The 16,676-nt window shown below is 66.8% G+C and carries 15 protein-coding genes and 1 tRNA gene; 9 read left to right on the top strand and 7 right to left on the bottom strand.

What is annotated here, in order from left to right; all coding sequences use genetic code 11:
* The first annotated feature begins 7 nt into the window (after nt 1-7).
* Entirely contained in the window at nt 8-610 is a 603-nt protein-coding gene (locus tag ACE3QC_RS07970; protein ID WP_374407032.1) for an OmpA family protein, read from the top strand.
* Nucleotide 611: 1 nt separating this feature from the next.
* On the opposite strand, the gene ACE3QC_RS07965 is transcribed toward ACE3QC_RS07970, so the two are convergent.
* The 3 genes from ACE3QC_RS07965 to cysD are packed head-to-tail and all read right to left on the bottom strand — an operon-like array spanning nt 612 to nt 4,197.
* Nucleotides 612-1,349: a 3'(2'),5'-bisphosphate nucleotidase CysQ gene (locus ACE3QC_RS07965; RefSeq protein WP_374407030.1), complete on the bottom strand. Its 738-nt coding sequence runs from the start codon at nt 1,347-1,349 to the stop codon at nt 612-614.
* Nucleotides 1,346-3,280: a sulfate adenylyltransferase subunit CysN gene (gene cysN, locus ACE3QC_RS07960; RefSeq protein WP_374407028.1), complete on the bottom strand. Its 1,935-nt coding sequence runs from the start codon at nt 3,278-3,280 to the stop codon at nt 1,346-1,348. Before cysN ends, ACE3QC_RS07965 begins: the two co-directional genes overlap by 4 nt.
* Nucleotides 3,280-4,197: a sulfate adenylyltransferase subunit CysD gene (cysD, locus tag ACE3QC_RS07955; RefSeq protein ID WP_374407026.1), complete on the bottom strand. Its 918-nt coding sequence runs from the start codon at nt 4,195-4,197 to the stop codon at nt 3,280-3,282. The genes cysN and cysD overlap by 1 nt, the downstream gene beginning before the upstream one ends.
* A gap of 180 nt (nt 4,198-4,377) precedes the next feature.
* Between cysD and ACE3QC_RS07950 the strand changes: the two genes are divergently transcribed.
* The 3 genes from ACE3QC_RS07950 to ACE3QC_RS07940 all read left to right on the top strand — a co-directional run bounded on the left by ACE3QC_RS07950 (nt 4,378) and on the right by ACE3QC_RS07940 (nt 7,729).
* Nucleotides 4,378-4,451, top strand: a tRNA-Gly gene (locus ACE3QC_RS07950).
* A gap of 251 nt (nt 4,452-4,702) precedes the next feature.
* Nucleotides 4,703-6,928 (top strand): TonB-dependent receptor, encoded by a 2,226-nt coding sequence (locus tag ACE3QC_RS07945; RefSeq protein WP_374407024.1) that lies wholly within the window; start codon nt 4,703-4,705, stop codon nt 6,926-6,928.
* Nucleotides 6,929-7,000: 72 nt separating this feature from the next.
* A complete protein-coding gene (locus tag ACE3QC_RS07940) occupies nt 7,001-7,729 on the top strand; it encodes a TetR/AcrR family transcriptional regulator (protein ID WP_374407022.1) in 729 nt (242 codons plus the stop codon).
* Between the two features lie 18 nt (nt 7,730-7,747).
* On the opposite strand, the gene panC is transcribed toward ACE3QC_RS07940, so the two are convergent.
* Entirely contained in the window at nt 7,748-8,614 is an 867-nt protein-coding gene (gene panC / locus ACE3QC_RS07935; protein WP_374407020.1) for a pantoate--beta-alanine ligase, read from the bottom strand.
* Nucleotides 8,615-8,713: 99 nt separating this feature from the next.
* Between panC and ACE3QC_RS07930 the strand changes: the two genes are divergently transcribed.
* Genes ACE3QC_RS07930 through ACE3QC_RS07910 form a run of 5 tightly spaced genes read left to right on the top strand, consistent with a single transcriptional unit; the run spans nt 8,714 to nt 14,513 of the window.
* On the top strand, nt 8,714-9,514 hold the full coding sequence (locus tag ACE3QC_RS07930; protein ID WP_374408025.1) for a division plane positioning ATPase MipZ: 801 nt from the start codon (nt 8,714-8,716) through the stop codon (nt 9,512-9,514).
* 4 nt (nt 9,515-9,518) lie between these two features.
* A complete protein-coding gene (locus tag ACE3QC_RS07925; RefSeq protein WP_374407018.1) occupies nt 9,519-9,806 on the top strand; it encodes a molecular chaperone DnaJ in 288 nt (95 codons plus the stop codon).
* A gap of 9 nt (nt 9,807-9,815) precedes the next feature.
* Complete coding sequence (pgmG, locus tag ACE3QC_RS07920) at nt 9,816-11,219, top strand: phosphoglucomutase/phosphomannomutase PgmG (RefSeq protein WP_374407016.1); 1,404 nt, start codon at nt 9,816-9,818, stop codon at nt 11,217-11,219.
* Nucleotides 11,220-11,242: 23 nt separating this feature from the next.
* Nucleotides 11,243-12,067, top strand: a complete 825-nt coding sequence (locus ACE3QC_RS07915) for a hypothetical protein (RefSeq protein ID WP_374407015.1) — start codon at nt 11,243-11,245, stop codon at nt 12,065-12,067.
* Nucleotides 12,048-14,513 (top strand): ligase-associated DNA damage response DEXH box helicase, encoded by a 2,466-nt coding sequence (locus tag ACE3QC_RS07910; protein WP_374407013.1) that lies wholly within the window; start codon nt 12,048-12,050, stop codon nt 14,511-14,513. Before ACE3QC_RS07915 ends, ACE3QC_RS07910 begins: the two co-directional genes overlap by 20 nt.
* A 189-nt stretch (nt 14,514-14,702) precedes the next feature.
* On the opposite strand, the gene ACE3QC_RS07905 is transcribed toward ACE3QC_RS07910, so the two are convergent.
* The 3 genes from ACE3QC_RS07905 to ACE3QC_RS07895 form a co-directional block, all read right to left on the bottom strand.
* Complete coding sequence (locus tag ACE3QC_RS07905) at nt 14,703-15,149, bottom strand: ExbD/TolR family protein (RefSeq protein ID WP_374407011.1); 447 nt, start codon at nt 15,147-15,149, stop codon at nt 14,703-14,705.
* A gap of 36 nt (nt 15,150-15,185) precedes the next feature.
* Nucleotides 15,186-15,719 (bottom strand): ExbD/TolR family protein, encoded by a 534-nt coding sequence (locus tag ACE3QC_RS07900; protein WP_374407009.1) that lies wholly within the window; start codon nt 15,717-15,719, stop codon nt 15,186-15,188.
* Nucleotides 15,720-15,790: 71 nt separating this feature from the next.
* Nucleotides 15,791-16,603 carry a MotA/TolQ/ExbB proton channel family protein gene (locus tag ACE3QC_RS07895; protein ID WP_374407007.1) on the bottom strand — a complete coding sequence of 271 codons (813 nt, stop codon included), beginning with the start codon at nt 16,601-16,603 and terminating at the stop codon, nt 15,791-15,793.
* Nucleotides 16,604-16,676: the final 73 nt, after the last annotated feature.

Below are 16,676 nucleotides of genomic sequence, written 5' to 3'. Positions count from 1 at the left end.
ATCGACGATGACGAGGGCGATAATGGGCGCGGTGGCCGCACTCGCGCTGGCGGGCTGTCAGGACCGCGAGGAAACCCCGGCGCCCGAACCAAGCCCCACCGCGTCGCCTTCGCCGACGCAAGCGTCGATCATCCGCCCCGACGTGGCGGTCGAGCGGATCGAACCCGAGCTGGAGCCGCTCGAGGCGAGCGTGTCGTTCGCGGAAGCCGGCGGCGAGCTGTCCGACGCCGCGATCGCGGATCTCGAGGCCATAGTGGCTTCGCCGCAGACGGCCGAAGGCGGCGCGATCGTGCTGCGCGGCCACACCGATTCGGTCGGCGACGACGAAGCCAACCTGCGCGTGTCCGAGCGGCGCGCGGAAATGGTCCGTGACTGGCTCGTCGAAAAGGGCGTGGCGGAAGACCGGATCAGCGTGATCGCGCTCGGCGAGCAGCGCCCGATCGCGCCGAACGCGCAGCTCGACGGCACGCCCGACGAGGGCGGGCGCGCGGCGAACAGGCGGGTCGACGTATCGGTCGCGCTGCCCGGCGGCGGCGATCCCGCGGAAGCGACGGACGCAGCCGAACCGCAAGAGAAGACGGTCGCCGAGGCCCTCGCGGGCGACGACTAGGTCAGCCGATCCGGCGCACTTCCGCGAGCACCCTCTCGGCCCATTCCGGGCGGCAGATCAGCAAGTCCGGCAGCGTAGTATCGGGCCGGTTGTAGACCAGCGGGCTGCCGTCGATCCGCGAACAATGCAGGCCGTGCGCGGCGGCCACGGCGACGGGCGCGCAGTTGTCCCACTGGTGCTGGCCGCCCGAATGCAGATAGATTTCCGCCTCGCCGCGTACCACCGCCATCGCCTTGGCCCCCGCCGAACCCATCGGCGCCAGCGCGCCGCCGATCGCTTCGGCCACCGCCAGCGCTTCCTTCGCGGGGCGGGTGCGGCTGACCACGAGGCGCGGGGTGGCGGGCATCTCGGGTAGCGGGGCGACCTCGTCCGAGCGCAGCACCAGCCCGCCGTCCAGCCCCGGCAGCGCGACCGCGCCGACTTTCGCCTCGCCGCCGATCGAGAGACCGACGTGGACCGCCCAGTCGCTGCGCGCCTCGCCGTATTCGCGGGTGCCGTCGACCGGATCGACGATCCACACCCGCTCCTCGTCCAGCCGGGTCAGCGTGTCGCGGCTTTCCTCCGACAGCACGCCGTCGTCGGGCCGCTGGACCTTGAGCGCGTGGAGCAGGAACTTGTTCGAAACCTCGTCTCCCGCGCTGCCGAGCGGCTTGCCTTCGAACAGCCCGCTCTCGCGCACTTCGATCAGGATGCGTCCGGCGACTGTGGCCAGATGCGCGGCGAGCTGGGCGTCGGTCATTTCAGGGGCAGAATTTTCGCGATGATGTAGTCGGCCGCTTCCTCGACCGTCATGTCCACCGTGTTGACGCGGATTTCGGCGGTCTCGGGCTCCTCGTAGGGGCTGTCGATCCCGGTGAAGTTCTTCAGCGTGCCGCTGCGTGCCTTTTTGTAGAGGCCCTTGACGTCGCGCTGCTCGGCCACCTCCAGCGGGGTGTCGACGAAGATTTCCACGAACTCCTCGCCGATCATCTCGCGCACCATGCGCCGCTCGGCGCGGAACGGGCTGATGAAGGCGGTGAGCACGATCAGCCCGGCATCGGTCATCAGCTTCGCCACTTCACCCACGCGGCGGATGTTCTCGATCCGGTCGGCCTCGGTGAAACCGAGATCCTTGTTGAGCCCATGGCGCACGTTGTCGCCGTCGAGCAGGAAAGTGTGCCGGTTCATCAGCGCGAGCTTCTGTTCGACCGCGTTGGCGATGGTCGACTTGCCCGACCCCGAAAGCCCGGTGAACCACAGCACGCGCGGCTTCTGGTTCTTCAGCCCCGCATGATCGTCGCGGCTCACGGTGGTCGGTTGCCAGTGCACGTTCTGCGCCCGGCGCAGGCTGAAATGCAGCATGCCCGCGCCGACCGTGGCGTTGGTCATCTTGTCGATCAGGATAAACCCGCCGAGGGCGCGGCTGCGCTCGTAGGGTTCGAACACGATCGGCTTCTCGGTGTGCAGTTCGGCCACTCCGATCGCGTTGAGCCCCAGCGTCTTGGCCGCCAAGTGCTCGCCCGAACTCCCGACGGCATTCACGTTGATCTCGTACTTCGGCTCCTGCACCGTGGCGGTCACGGTCTGTGCGGCGAGCTTGAGCCAGTAGCCGCGGCCGGGCTTCAGTGCCTCGTCGCTCATCCACACGATCGTCGCCTCGAACTGGTCGGAAGCCTCGGGCGGATCGCCCGCCGCCGCGATCACGTCGCCGCGCGAGCAATCGATCTCGTCGGCCAGCGTCAGCGTGACCGATTGTCCGGCCACCGCCTCGTCCAGATCGCCGTCGAAAGTCGAGATGGCTTTCACCGTGCTCGTCTTGCCCGAAGGCACGACGCGCACCGGATCGCCCGGCTTCACGCTGCCGCTCGCGATCAGGCCGGCAAAGCCGCGGAAGTCGAGGTTGGGGCGGTTGACCCATTGGACCGGCATGCGGAAGGGGCGCGCCTGCGCCGCGGCATTCGCGATCTCGACCGTCTCGAGATGTTCGACGAGGCTCAGCCCGTCGTACCACGGCGTGTTGCCCGAAGGCGCAGCGGTGATGTTGTCGCCCTTGAAGCCCGAAATCGGAATCGCGGTGAACGTCTCGATCCCGATCGATTCCGCGAAGGCGCGATATTCCGCAACGATGTCGTCAAAGGTTTTCTGATCGTAATCTACCAGGTCCATCTTGTTCACCGCCAGCACCAGGTGGCGGATGCCGATCAGGTGCGCGAGGTACGAATGGCGCCGCGTCTGCACCAGCACGCCCTTGCGCGCGTCGACGAGGATCACCGCAAGGTCGGCGGTGCTCGCGCCCGTCACCATGTTGCGCGTGTACTGCTCATGCCCCGGCGTGTCGGCGACGATGAACTTGCGTTTTTCGGTCGCGAAGAAGCGATAGGCGACGTCGATCGTGATGCCCTGCTCGCGCTCGGCGGCAAGCCCGTCGACCAGCAGCGCGAAGTCGAGTTCCTGCCCCTGCGTACCCTGCTTCTTCGAATCCGATTCGAGGCTGGCGAGCTGGTCCTCGAAGATCATCTTCGAATCGTAGAGCAGCCGCCCGATCAAGGTGGACTTGCCGTCGTCAACGCTGCCGCAGGTGATGAAGCGCAGCAGCCCCTTGTTCTGATGCTGCTCGAGGTAGGCGTTGATATCCTCGGCGATCAGCGCGTCGGTCTGGTAGACCGGCTCGGGAAAAGCCTGATCGGCCATCAGAAGTACCCCTCCTGCTTCTTCTTCTCCATGCCGACGCCGCCCTCGTCCTTGTCGATCGCGCGGCCCTGCCGCTCGCTGGTGGTGGTCAGTAGCATTTCCTGCACGACCTCGCTCAGCGTCGCCGCTTCGCTCTCGACCGCGCCGGTGAGTGGATAGCAGCCAAGCGTGCGAAAGCGGATCGAGCGCATGACCGGCTCCTCGCCCGGCTCGAGCGGGAAGCGCTCGTCGTCGACCATCAGCAGCAGCCCGTCGCGCTCGACCGTCGGGCGCGGCGCGGCGAGGTAGAGCGGCACGATGTCGATCCCCTCGGCCATGATGTACTGCCAGATGTCGAGCTCGGTCCAGTTCGACAGCGGGAATACCCGGATGCTCTCGCCCCCATTTTGATTCCGTGGGGATTTCCGCGCGTTGTAGAGGTTCCACAACTCGGGCCGCTGGTTCTTCGGATCCCATCCGTGGCTGGCGGTGCGGAAGCTGAAGATGCGCTCCTTCGCGCGACTCTTTTCCTCGTCGCGCCGCGCGCCGCCGAACGCCGCGTCGAAGCCGTAGTGGTCGAGCGCCTGCTTCAGCCCTTGTGTCTTCCACATGTCGGTGTGCAGCGCGCCGTGGTCGAACGGGTTGATCCCCCGCTCCTGCGCCTCGGGATTGTGCCACACGAGCAGCTCCATTCCCGCCTTCTCGGCCATCCGGTCGCGCATCGCGTACATCGCCTTGAACTTCCACGTGGTATCGACGTGGAGCAGCGGGAAGGGAGGCGGCGCGGGATGGAAGGCCTTACGCGCGAGGTGCAGCATCACCGCGCTGTCCTTGCCCACCGAATAGAGCATGACGGGCCGCTGCGCCTCGGCCACGACCTCGCGCATGATATGGATGCTCTCGGCCTCGAGCCGCTCGAGATGGGTCAGCGTGTGCATGAATGGCCTGTGGCGTAATATCTTGGATCGGGGAAGGGTGGCTCGCTCGCTAGAAAACTCGTGGCCATGGGCAAAGCCCGATTTCCTTGCCCCCCGGCAAGCGCTGGTGTTCACCCAAGGCGGCGAAACGCGATATTGACGAACCCGCGCCAAAGGTGGCAAGCGGCATGCGCCGAGCGAGCGGGTATAGCTTAGTGGTAAAGCCCTAGCCTTCCAAGCTAGTTATGCGGGTTCGATTCCCGCTACCCGCTCCAACAGCGCTCCTCCGGACATCCGCGAAAATCTCGTAGCCATCTGCTTCAGCTTTCGCGCAACCGCCTGCCCCCATTTCACACCGCGGCAACCAGTTTCGCCCGTCAGCGGCGCGGCCGTCCGCTCGCACCATAACCATGCAAACGCTAACACAATAATATGCATTCATGTGTGAATGTATATTGACACCGATCGCCGGCGGTTCCAGATCGAACGCACCTGCCGACAGAGCAGGCCGACATGGGAGAGGTTCGTGGACAGACGCCTTTTTGCCGCCGTTTCGATCGCTGCTCTGGCCTGGAGCGCCAGTGCGGCTGCGCAAGCCGAACAACCTCCCGGTTCCGCACAATCGAGCGCTTCCGCCGCCGCGCCGCAGCAGGCTGACGCTTCGGATGGCGAGCTTGGCGAGATCGTGGTCACCGCCGAACGCCGCAATACGAGCCTTCAGCGCACCGGCGTCGCCGCGACCGTGCTGACCGGAGAAGATCTCGAGCGGAAGAACGTGCTCTCGGTCGACGATCTCCAGTTCGCCGCGCCGTCGCTCACCGTTCAGAACTTCGGTCAGGGCAACCAAGTGAATGTCCGCGGCGTCGGCAAGGCCACGGGCGGCGCTGCGATCAATGTCGGCGTCGTGACCTATCGCGACGGGGTCGCGATCTTCCCCGGGTATTTCCAATCAGAACCGTACTACGATATCGCCAGCGTCGAGGTTCTGCGTGGGCCGCAGGGGACGTTCGTCGGCCAGAACGCCACCGGCGGAGCGATCTTCATCACCTCGCGCGATCCGCAATTCGATGGCGTCCACGGCTATGGCCAGGTGCAGATCAGCAACTACGACAACGTGCGCACGCAGGGCGCGCTCAATGTGCCGGTCAGCGACACGCTCGCCGTCCGCCTCGCGTTCAACCGCGAGGTGCGCGACAGTTTCTACGATATCGCGGGCGGCTATGGCGGGCATCCCGGCCGGCTCGAAGGCAACAGCGTTCGCGGCAGCCTATTGTGGGAGCCGACCGATCAAGTCCGCATCCTGCTGAAGGGCGACTACAACAATATCGACAAGGGCGGCTACGCAGCCGATCTCGCGACGGACACCGGCAACCCGTTCGAGGTCGCGAACAACGCCGCGATCAACGAAGGCCAGGACGATTTCGGACGGATCGTGCTGAACGCGAGCTACACCACCGGGGGCGGGGTCGAGATCCGCTCGATCAGCGGCTTCCAGAAAGGCACCAGCGCGGCGGTCGGCGATCTCGATGCGACCATCCCGGGATCGTCGGCGCCGGCGGCGGTGGCGGCCGCCTCGACCATCTACAACTTCATCTCGGACGAGCGGATACTCTCGCAGGAGATCAACGTGATCTCGCCCGACACCGGCCCGTTCACGTGGATTCTCGGCGCCTACTATCAGCACGACAAGGGCACGTATCCCGATGGCCGGTTCTTCACCCGCAATGCGCTGGGCACGGTCAACTTCACCGAAGGCCTCTCGATCAAGTCGAACACCGCGGGGTTCGCCCAGGTCGGCTACGAAATCGCCGATGGCCTGCAGATCGAGGGCGGCGTCCGCTATTCGCGCTCGACATTCGAGAACATCGGTCGGCTCCGCAGCGTGACGGCGGCCGGCGCGACGGTGATCTTCCCGACTGACAGCAAGTACGACGACGACGCGGTGACCGGAAAGGTCGCGCTCAACTGGCAGGCGAGCAGGGACCACTTCTTCTACGCCTTCGTCGCCACCGGCTACAAGAGCGGCGGGCTCAACGTCGCTTCGAGGACGCCGGCCACCCAGTCTTTCGAGCCCGAGCACGTCACCGATTACGAGATCGGCTGGAAAGGGACGTTCCTCGACGGCAGGTTGCGCACGCAGCTGGGCGGATATTACAATCGCTACAAGGATTTCCAGGTTCGGATCGCCGATCCGGAACTGCCGCAAACCAGCCCGTTCCAGAACATACCTTCGGCCACCACGCTCGCCGGTGTGGAAGCGTCGGCTCAGGCGAGCTTCGGCCCGCTCGGCATCGATCTCGGCATCGGCTATCTTCACTCGGAGTTCGGCCAGTTCTTCGCCGCCGATCCGCGCCTGCGTCCGACCGGCTCCTGCGATCCGCTGACCGGCCCGGCCTCGCCGACATGTACCGACCTGACCGGCCGCAGGACGCCTTACGCGCCCGAATTCACCGGCAACGTCGGCGTGCAATATGCGCTTGCGCTGGGCGGTGGCGTCACGCTGACCCCGCGTGTCGATTACGCCCATATTTCCGAAAGCTTCGGCACGCTGTTCCAGGACGAGGCGCGTGGCGACCGGCTCGTTCCGCGCGACATCTTCAACGCGCAACTGACGCTCGATGTCGATCGCCTGTCGGTCACCGGCTACATCACCAACGCCACCGACCTGACCTACGTCGCCGCGACCAACGGCAATTTCCGCTACGCCGCGCCGCCACGGCAATATGGCGTGCGGATCACCGGGCGCTTCTGACCGGCGTCAGGTGAAACGGGGTGCCAAACGGCGGTGAGGCATCTACGATCGTCGCGCAAACAGGGATTGACGATGCAGCAAGGAAAATCCGCCGAGACGCCGCCGCGCGGTCAGGCGCCGAAGCGCAAGCGCGTAACCAAGGCGCAGCAGCGCGAAGCGACGATCGCCCAGATCCTCGATGCGGGCGAATATCTCTTCTCCCGGCGCGGTTTCTTCGGGGTGACGCTGAAGGACATCGCCGAGGAGGTTGGCGTCCATACGTCGTTGATCCACTACTATTTCGACGATAAGGAAGCGCTCTTCGAGCAGGTCGTGGCGCGCCGCGCGCCGCTCGTGAACGAGAAGCGGGTGGCGGCGATGGACCGCTACGAGCGGGAGGCGGGCGGCGACATCACCGTGGCCGGCGCGCTGCACGCCTTTCTCGACACCAATCTGGAACTCTACGACAGCGGCGAGGAATGGCGCAATTACGGCGCGCTCGCGGGGCTCATCAACAATTCGTCCGAATGGGGCGCCCGGTTGATGGACGACAATTTCGACAGCGCCGTCCTGCGCCTGGTGGAATTGTTGCGCAAAGCCCTGCCGGACTGCTCCGAAGCGGACCTGTTCTGGGGCTATCACTTCGTGTCCGGTGCGCTCACCCTGACGCTCGCGCGGACCGGGCGGATCGACAAGCTGTCGGGGGGAGCGTGCGATTCGAACGACTTCGCGGCTGTCAGGCAGCGCATGGCCGAGTTCATGGCGGCGGGTTTCACCACCGTTTGCGGCAGATCCAAAGGGCCCGGCGGCGCCACGGGGTAGATCCGGGCAGCCGCCTCTTTACCGGCGGGGCGGCTCCACCGCCATGTTGTCGATCAGCCGCGTTCCGCCGATGCGCGCGGCGACCATCAGGCGGGCGGGGCGCTCTCCGGGGGCGTCGATGGGCTCAAGGCTGGCGGCGTCGGCGAGGCCGGCGTAGTCGACCTGCCCGAACCCGGCGGCGAGCAGCTTCTCTTCCAGCGCGACCAGCGCGGCACGCGCCGGTTCGCCCGCCTCGATCCGTGCGATCGCCTCGCCCATCGCACGCGGCAGCGTGGCGGCGGCGGCGCGCTGGTCGGACGAGAGATACCGGTTGCGGCTCGACATCGCGAGCCCGTCCGCCTCGCGCACGGTCGGCACGCCCAGGATGGCATCGGCGTGCGGCTGCATCAGGTCAAGGTCGCGCGCCATGCGGCGGATCACCGCGAGTTGCTGCCAGTCCTTCTCGCCGAACAGCGCCACATCGGGGCGGACCTGGTTGAACAGCTTGCCCACCACGGTCGCCACGCCATCGAAATGGCCGGGCCTGCTCGCGCCGCAGAACCCCTCGCTCACGCCAGCGACCGAGATCGCGCTGGCGAAGCCCTCGGGATACATCTCGCCCGCGTCCGGGGCCCACAGCAGGTCGACCCCTTCGGCTTCCAGCATCGCCGAATCCTCGGCCAACTGGCGCGGATAGGCCGCGAGATCCTCGTTCGGGCCGAACTGCGTGGGGTTGACGAAGATCGACACCGCCACCCGGTCGGCCCGCGCTTTCGCCGCGCGCACCAGCGTCAGGTGCCCTTCGTGGAGCGCGCCCATCGTCGGCACCAGCGCCACCGTCTCGCCCGCATCGCGGAAGGCGGCGACGGCCGTTCTCAACACATCAAGCTCTCTGGCGGTTTGCACGGGGGTATGGCCTCCGATAAAGCGGGCGTGGGGGCCAACTAGCCGCTGGCGCCCGGCAAAGACAACAGACAGGAAGCCCGCCGCCCCGTGCCCGCCGAAATGCCCCCGCACCGCCCGCACCGCATCGTCTTCGCCAACGAGAAGGGCGGCACCGGCAAGTCGACCACCGCCGTGCATGTCGCAGTCGCGCTGGCCTATCGCGGGGCGAAGGTGGCGGCGCTCGATCTCGATTCGCGCCAGCGCACGATGGACCGCTATTTCGAAAACCGGCGCGAGACCGAGGCGCGGCGCGGGATCGAGCTGCCCGGCGCGCGCTCCGCGGTGTTTCGCGGCGAGAGCGTGGAGGCGCTCGACAGCGAGCTGGCGCGGCTGGGCGAAGGCGCCGATTTTCTCGTCATCGACACGCCGGGGCGCGACGATCCGCTGGCCCGCCACGCCGCGACCGGCGCGGACACGCTGGTCACTCCGCTCAACGACAGCTTCGTCGATTTCGACCTGATCGGACAGGTCGATGCCGAGACGTTCAAGGTCCGCCGCCTCAGCTTCTACGCCGAGCTGATCTGGGAAACGCGCAAGGCGCGCGCGCTCCAGCGGCGGCAGGAGATCGATTGGGCGGTGGTGCGCAACCGCACCGGCCATGTCGAGGCGCGCAACATGCAGCGGATCGAGCGTGCGCTGGGCGAGCTTTCCAAGCGCGCCGGTTTTCGCGCGGCCAAAGGCCTGTCCGAGCGGGTGATCTACCGCGAGCTGTTCCCCTCGGGCCTGACGCTGCTCGACAAGGGGCACTTGGGCGAACTGGGCACCAGCCACCTCGTCGCGCGGCAGGAGCTGCGCACGCTGGTCGCCTGGCTCAACCTGCCCGATCCCGCGCGGCAGGCGCCCACGCTCGAAGCGGCCTGAGCGGGTGCTGCGGCTGATCCTCATCGCCGCGGCGATCGCCGTGGCCTGCCGCATGTTGCTGGGCAAATGGCCTTGGGAGTATCTGCGCGGCGGCTCGATCCGCAGCCAGGCGCTGTTTCGCGCGCGCGAACTGCTCGGGGTGCGCGCGAATGCCGACCGCAAGGAAATAATCGCCGCGCACAAGCGTTTGGTGACCGTGGTCCACCCCGATCGGGGCGGGACCGGAGCGCAAGTGCACGAGGCGAACGCCGCGCGCGACCTGTTGCTCGGCGAATTGCCCGACGAGAGCTGAAGGGACCGCATGCCGCACGAATTCCACCCCACCGTCCTGCGCGAATACGATATTCGCGGGATCATCGGCGAAACGCTCGGCCCCGACGATGCCCGCGCGATCGGCCGCGTCTTCGCGACGCTGTTGCAGGCGGCGGGCGGGCGCACGGTCGCGGTCGGTTACGACGGGCGGGTGAGTTCGCCCACGCTCGAACACGCGCTGGTCGAGGGGCTGACCGCGAGCGGGTGCGATGTGGTGCGGATCGGCATGGGGCCGACCCCGATGCTTTATTACGCGGAAGCGTCAGCCGAAGAGGTGGATGGCGGTATCCAGATAACCGGCAGCCACAATCCCGCCAACTACAACGGCTTCAAGATGGTGTTTCAGGGCCGACCGTTTTTCGGCGAGGACATCCAGCAGCTCGGCCGGCTGGCGGCGGAAGGGGCGTGGCGCGACGGAACCGGCGCGGTCGAGGAGCGCGACGTGCTCGGCGAATACGTCGAGCGGCTGCTGTCCGGCCTCGACGGGATCGACCGTGCCGGGCTCGAGGGGCTGCGCGTCGGGTGGGACGCGGGGAACGGCGCCGCCGGCCCCGCGCTCGAGGCGCTCGCCGCGCGCCTGCCGGGCGAACACCACCTGCTCTACACCGATGTCGACGGCGACTTTCCCAATCATCATCCCGATCCCACGGTCGAGGCGAATCTGGCCGACCTGCGCGCGCTGGTCGCGGAAAAGAACCTCGATTTCGGGGTGGCTTTCGACGGCGACGGCGACCGCATCGGGGCGATCGACGGCGAGGGCCGGGTGATCTGGGGCGACCAGCTGCTGATGATCTATGCCGAGGATCTGCTCGCCCGCCAGCCCGGCGCGACGGTGATCGCCGACGTGAAGGCCAGCCGCGCGCTGTTCGATCACGTCGGCGCGCATGGCGGGCAGCCGGTGATGTGGAAGACCGGACACTCACTGATCAAGTCCAAAATGAAGCAGACGGGCGCGCCGCTGGCGGGCGAGATGAGCGGCCACGTGTTCTTCGCCGACGAATACTACGGCTTCGACGACGCGCTTTATGCTGGTGTGCGCCTGCTCGCCGCCAGTGCTCGTCTGGGCTGTTCGGTCACCGACTTGCGCTCCGCCATGCCGGCGATGATCAACACGCCAGAGATGCGCTTCCAGGTGGACGAGAGCCGCAAGTTCGCTGCGATCGACGAAGTCGCGGCGCGGCTGGCGGACAGCCCGGCGAAAGTCGACGACACCGACGGCGTGCGCGTCACCACCGACGACGGCTGGTGGCTGCTGCGCGCCTCCAACACGCAGGACGTGCTCGTCGCGCGCGCGGAAAGCGACAGCGAGGCGGGGCTCGAACGGCTGATGGCGCAGATCGACGAGCAGCTCGCGCTGTCGGGGCTGGAACGCGGCGCGCAGGCCGGGCATTGATCTCGAAACGGAGACGTGTCCCCATGAAGACGATCCTCGCCGCCGCCGTTTTGCTGACCTCCGCATCGGCGATGGCGCAGACGAGCGAGGAAAGCGCGTCCGTGTCGGATGCCATGGCGGCGGACCACGCCGAACTGACTGAAATGTATTCGGCGATGTTCGCCAGCGAGCCGCTTTCCCCTGAGCAAGAAGCGCGTGTACCGCTGGCGACCGAGGTCGTCGCGCTTCTCTTTCCGCCCGGCACTTATGCGAAGATGATAAACGAGACGATGGCGCCGATGTTCGACACGATGTTCGGTGCCGCCGCGCCGCTCTCGCGTCTCGCCCTGGCCGAAGTGCTCGGCGTCGATGGCGCGCGCCTTTCCGCGCTGGATGAGAGTGAATTGACGCAAGCGCTGGAAATCGTCGATCCGGCGCACGAACAGCGCGCCGAAATAACCGGGGCCGCCATGCTCGATGTGACGGGCGAATTGATGAACGAGGTCGAACCGGCATATCGCGAGGGTCTGGCGCATGCCTATGCCGCGCGTTTCGAAACCGCCGACCTCGAGGCGTTGAAGCAGTTCTTCGCGACGTCGGTAGGCGGCCGCTACGCCGAGCAATCGTTTCTCGTCTATTCCGATCCGAAGGTCATGTCCGCAATGACCCAGGTCATGCCCAGGGTCATAGAACTGGTGCCGCAGATGATGGAGCGGATGGCCGAGAGCATGGAGGCGCTGCCCGAGCCGCGCGACGTTTCGGATCTTTCCCCGCAGGAGCGTGAGCGTCTGGCCGGATTGCTCGGCATGTCGGTGGCCGATCTGGAGGCCGCCGCAACCGAAGTGTCGGGTGACGACGAAAGCTTCTGACGCGGCTATCCCGCCGGAAATCGCCGGCTGGTTCGCCGGGCGTAGCTGGCGTGTGCGGCGGCATCAGGCGGAAATGCTCGCTGCCAGCGACGCCGGGCGGCACGCGCTGCTCGTCGCGGACACCGGCGCAGGCAAGACGCTCGCCGGGTTCCTGCCGACGCTGGCGGCATTCTGCCCGAGCCGGGGCGCGGAGCCGCCTGAAGGCCTGCACACGCTCTATGTCTCGCCGCTGAAGGCGCTCGCACACGACGTGCAGCGCAATCTCGTCGCTCCGGTCGAGGAGATGGGTCTGCCGATCCGCATCGAGACGCGCAGCGGGGATACGCCGGGGGACCGCAAGCGCCGCCAGCGCAGCAAGCCGCCCAACGTGCTGCTGACTACGCCCGAATCGCTCTCGCTGCTGCTGAGTTACCCCGACAGTTTCCAGATGTTCGCCGGGCTGAAGCGCGTGGTGATCGACGAGGTTCACGCCTTCGCCACCGGCAAGCGCGGCGACCTGCTGACGCTCGCGCTGTCGCGCCTGCAGGCGATCGCGCCCGACATGCAGCGCGCGGCCCTGTCGGCTACGGTCGCCGACCCGGAAGCGTTCCGCGAATGGCTCGCGCCCTGGGGAGAGATCGAGGCCGTCGAGCTTGTCGCGGGCGAGGCGGGCGCGCCGGCCGAGGTCGAGATCCTGCTCCCCGAGGAGGAGCGCGTGCCGTGGGGCGGGCACGCGGGCCGTTGGGCGATCCCCCAGCTCTACGAAGAAATCCGCCGCAACCGCACCACGCTGATCTTCACCAACACCCGCTTCCTCGCCGAGTTCGTGTTCCAGCTCCTGTGGGACTTGAACGAGGATACCCTGCCGATCGGTGTCCACCACGGCAGCCTGAGCAAGGAAGCACGGCGCAAGGTGGAAGGCGCGATGGCGCGCGGGGAACTGCGCGCGCTGGTCGCCACCGCCAGCCTCGATCTCGGGGTGGATTGGGGCGATATCGACTGCGTGGTGCAAATGGGGGCGCCCAAGGGATCTTCCCGCCTGCTCCAGCGCATCGGGCGCGCCAACCACCGGCTCGACCAGCCGAGCCGCGCGATCCTGGTGCCCGGCAATCGCTTCGAATTCCTCGAGGCGACCGCGGCGAAGGACGCGGTGGACGCGGGCCAGCGCGACGGCGAGGATTTCCGGCCCGGCGGGCTCGACGTGCTGGCGCAGCACGTGATGGCCTGTGCCTGCGCCGCGCCGTTCGATGAACGGGCGCTGCTGGCCGAAGTGCGATCGAGCCTCGCCTATGCCTGGGTGGACGAGGCTGTGTGGAGCCGCGTGCTCGGCTTCGTCGAGAACGGCGGATACGCGCTGCGCGCCTACGACCGCTTCAAGCGCATCGTGCGCGATCGCGAAGGCGTGTGGCGGCTGACGCATCCCGAACACGCCGCGCGGCACCGCATGAACGCGGGGATCATCGTCGATTCCGAAATGCTCACGGTGCGGTTCCGCAATGGTCGCCAGCTCGGCAAGGTCGAGGAGCGCTTCGCGGCCTCGCTCTCAACCGGCGATACGTTCTTCTTCGCCGGCACCAGCCTCGAGGTCGAGCAGGTCAAGGACATGGAGGTGATCGTCCGCGCCGCCAAAAGCTCGGCCACGATCCCCTCGTACGGCGGGCAGCGGCTGCCGCTGACCACGCATCTGGCCGAGCGGGTGCGTGCGATGCTGGTCGATCGCGCGGGCTGGGCACGGTTTCCCGACGACGTGCGCGAATGGCTGGAGGTGCAGGACTGGCGCAGCTGCCTGCCGGGGCCGGGCGAGCTGCTGGTAGAAAGCTTTCCGCACGCGAAGAAGCACTACAGCGTCTACTACACCTTCGACGGGTGGAACGCGAACCAGAGCCTCGGCATGCTCATCACCCGACGGATGGAGGACCGGGGGATGGTGCCCGGCGGCTTCGTCGCCAACGACTATTCGCTCGCGGTCTGGGGGCTGCGGCCGGTGGCGGATCCGGCGCCGCTGCTTTCGCCCGATATCCTCGCGCACGAATTCGTCGACTGGGTGCAGGATTCGCACTTGCTGCGCCGCGCGTTTCGCGAAGTGGCGGTGATCGCCGGGCTGGTGGAGCGCCAGCATCCGGGCAAGCGCAAGACGGGCAAGCAAGTCACCTTTTCGACCGACCTGATCTACGACGTACTGCGCAAGTACGAGCCCGACCACGTGTTGTTGGAGGCGGCATGGGCCGACGCGCGCGCTCGGCTGACCGACGTGGGCCGGTTGGCCGACCTGCTCGAACGTTCGGCCGAGCAACTGGTGCATGTCGAGCTCGACCGGGTCAGCCCGCTCGCGGTGCCGGTGATGACCATGATCGGGCGCGAGGCGTTGCCACAGGGCGCGGTCGACGAGGAGTTGCTGCTGGAGGCGGAGAGCCTCGCGGCCGAAGCGATGCGGGTCGACGCGCCGCCCGAAGACGAAGACGGCTAGCGCGGGTCAGCGGGCGGCGAAGGTGCGGTACTTCTCGTTGCCGACGAAGCCGAACTTCGTGACGCCCTATGATTGCATAGTCCAGGTGCGCCTTCGCTACAGCGGCGGCGGCAAAAGGGGGCGGGGCAAAAGAAAAGGGGGCGGATCGTTCCGCCCCCTTCTGAAAATCTACGGCGCGGATCGCGCGGTTCAGGCTCCGGGCGCCTTGCCGAACGCGCGGTACTTCTCGTTGCCGACGAAGCCGAACTTGCTCACGCCCGATCCCTTGATGATGTTGAGGACCTTCACCGAAAGATCGTAGCTGGCGAACTGCTCGGGCTCGAACTGCAGTTCGGGCTCGGGATCGATGTTCTTGCTGATCTCGAGGTTGCGGACCAGTTCGCCCTGATCGATCGAATCGCCGTTCCACAGGATCTCGCCGGCCTGATTGATGACGATCTTGTTCTTGATCGGATCGATCTGGTCTTCGGGCGGCGGGTTGGGGTTCGGCGCCGGAAGGTCGATGTCGACCGAGTGCGTCGCCACCGGGATGGTGATGATGAACATGATGAGAAGCACGAGCATGACGTCGATCAACGGCGTCGTGTTCATTTCCATCATCGGTGAGCCGTCGTCGCGGCCGCCTGACATTGCCATGGTGGGCTACTCCTGAATTCTGTCCGTCCCGCCCGATCAGCCGTTGGGATCGACCGGGTTGGAGATGAAGCCGATGGTCGGATAGCCGGCCGCCTGCACGTTGTAGATCGCGCCCGCCACGCACTGCCACGGCGCGTTGACATCGCCGCGGATGTGGACCTGCGGGATCGCATCGGGGTCGTCCATGATCGCCTCGGGCCCGCCCGCGCGCTGCACGATCGCGTCGAGACGCTGGAACGCCTGGTCGTAGAGTTCCTGCGAATCCACCGGGGTCGTGTTGTTGAAGTAGACCCGGCACTGCCCTTCGCGCGCGGCACCTTCGAAGCCGGGCTCGCCCGCGCTGCGCCCGCTAGCGTCGGTGGTGCTCACGGTGAGCTGCAGATTTTCGACCTTGTCCTTCGATTCGGTCGATTCGAACACCGGGATGCGCAGCTTCTCGATCGTCTGGATCGCGACCGGAACCGCGATGAGGAAGATGATCAACAGCACCAGCATCACGTCCACGAGCGGCGTCGTGTTGATGTCCGACATGGGCGTTTCCTGGCCGCCGCCTCCCGTCGAAATCGCCATGGGTATATCCTATCCAACTAATCCGTTTGGGTTGCCTCGCCGGACCGGCCGAGCCGGCCCGGCGAACGGCATCAGCGCTTGGTGGTCGTGGTCGTGGTCGTTGTACCCGCGACCGGCTTGGTGGCCGGTGCGGTCGCCGCGGCCTTGCCAGCTTGCTGGGTCGAGGTCTTGGTGATGACCGCGGGCTTCACGGCACCCTTGGAGTTGATGTTGGCGAGGATGTCGGTCGAGAAGCCCGAGAGCAGCTCGGCGATCCGCTTGTTGCGGCTCTGCAGCCAGTTGTAGGCCAGCACCGCGGGCACGGCGACGAGCAGACCGATCGCGGTCATGATCAGCGCCTCACCGACGGGACCGGCGACCTTGTCGATCGAGGCCGAACCGGCGAGACCGATGTTGATCAGCGCGCGGTAGATACCGATGACGGTGCCGAGCAGGCCGACGAACGGCGCGGTCGCACCGACCGAGGCGAGGAACGGCAGACCACCGGCGAGCTTGGCGTTGATCGCCGCTTCCGAGCGGTTCAGCGAGCCGTGCAGCCAGTCGTGCGCTTCGAGGCTGTCGGTCATCTTGCCATGCTGGTCTTCGGCCGACAGAGCGTCGTCGACGAGCTGGCGCCAGGCGCTGTTCTTGTCGAGCTTGGTCGCGCCTTCGCGAATGGTGCCCGCGCGCCAGAAGCCGCTGCGTACGTTCTTGTACTGATTGAACACCTTCTGCTGCTCGAGCAGCTTGGTGATCAGGATGTAGAACGAGCCAACCGACATGATGACGAGCACGGCGAAGATCGACCAGGCGATGACGCCGCCCTGTTCCATGGCTTCCATGAAGCCGAAGGAGTTCTGGGGGGCGGCCTCGGCGCCGGCGGCGGCAAGAAGTTCGATAATCATTGCGAAAGTCCTCTCAGAAAGAAGCAATACGGGTTGATCGGGTCCGCCGCCGCGCCCTGCGCGACGGCGGGAA

Origin of the sequence: Pelagerythrobacter sp. (assembly GCF_041912895.1) — a bacterium.
Lineage (GTDB): Bacteria > Pseudomonadota > Alphaproteobacteria > Sphingomonadales > Sphingomonadaceae > Pelagerythrobacter.
This window is presented reverse-complemented; position numbering and strand designations above follow the sequence as displayed.

Excerpts from the sequence above, each read along its gene's own strand:
- ACE3QC_RS07970 (WP_374407032.1), top strand. The coding sequence starts at position 8 with ATGACGAGGGCGATAATGGGCGCGGTGGCCGCACTCGCGCTGGCGGGC.
- ACE3QC_RS07965 (WP_374407030.1), bottom strand. The coding sequence starts at position 1,349 with ATGACCGACGCCCAGCTCGCCGCGCATCTGGCCACAGTCGCCGGACGC.
- cysN (WP_374407028.1), bottom strand. The coding sequence starts at position 3,280 with ATGGCCGATCAGGCTTTTCCCGAGCCGGTCTACCAGACCGACGCGCTG.
- cysD (WP_374407026.1), bottom strand. The coding sequence starts at position 4,197 with ATGCACACGCTGACCCATCTCGAGCGGCTCGAGGCCGAGAGCATCCAT.
- ACE3QC_RS07940 (WP_374407022.1), top strand. The coding sequence starts at position 7,001 with ATGCAGCAAGGAAAATCCGCCGAGACGCCGCCGCGCGGTCAGGCGCCG.
- ACE3QC_RS07930 (WP_374408025.1), top strand. The coding sequence starts at position 8,714 with ATGCCCCCGCACCGCCCGCACCGCATCGTCTTCGCCAACGAGAAGGGC.
- pgmG (WP_374407016.1), top strand. The coding sequence starts at position 9,816 with ATGCCGCACGAATTCCACCCCACCGTCCTGCGCGAATACGATATTCGC.
- ACE3QC_RS07915 (WP_374407015.1), top strand. The coding sequence starts at position 11,243 with ATGAAGACGATCCTCGCCGCCGCCGTTTTGCTGACCTCCGCATCGGCG.
- ACE3QC_RS07905 (WP_374407011.1), bottom strand. The coding sequence starts at position 15,149 with ATGGCAATGTCAGGCGGCCGCGACGACGGCTCACCGATGATGGAAATG.
- ACE3QC_RS07900 (WP_374407009.1), bottom strand. The coding sequence starts at position 15,719 with ATGGCGATTTCGACGGGAGGCGGCGGCCAGGAAACGCCCATGTCGGAC.
- ACE3QC_RS07895 (WP_374407007.1), bottom strand. The coding sequence starts at position 16,603 with ATGATTATCGAACTTCTTGCCGCCGCCGGCGCCGAGGCCGCCCCCCAG.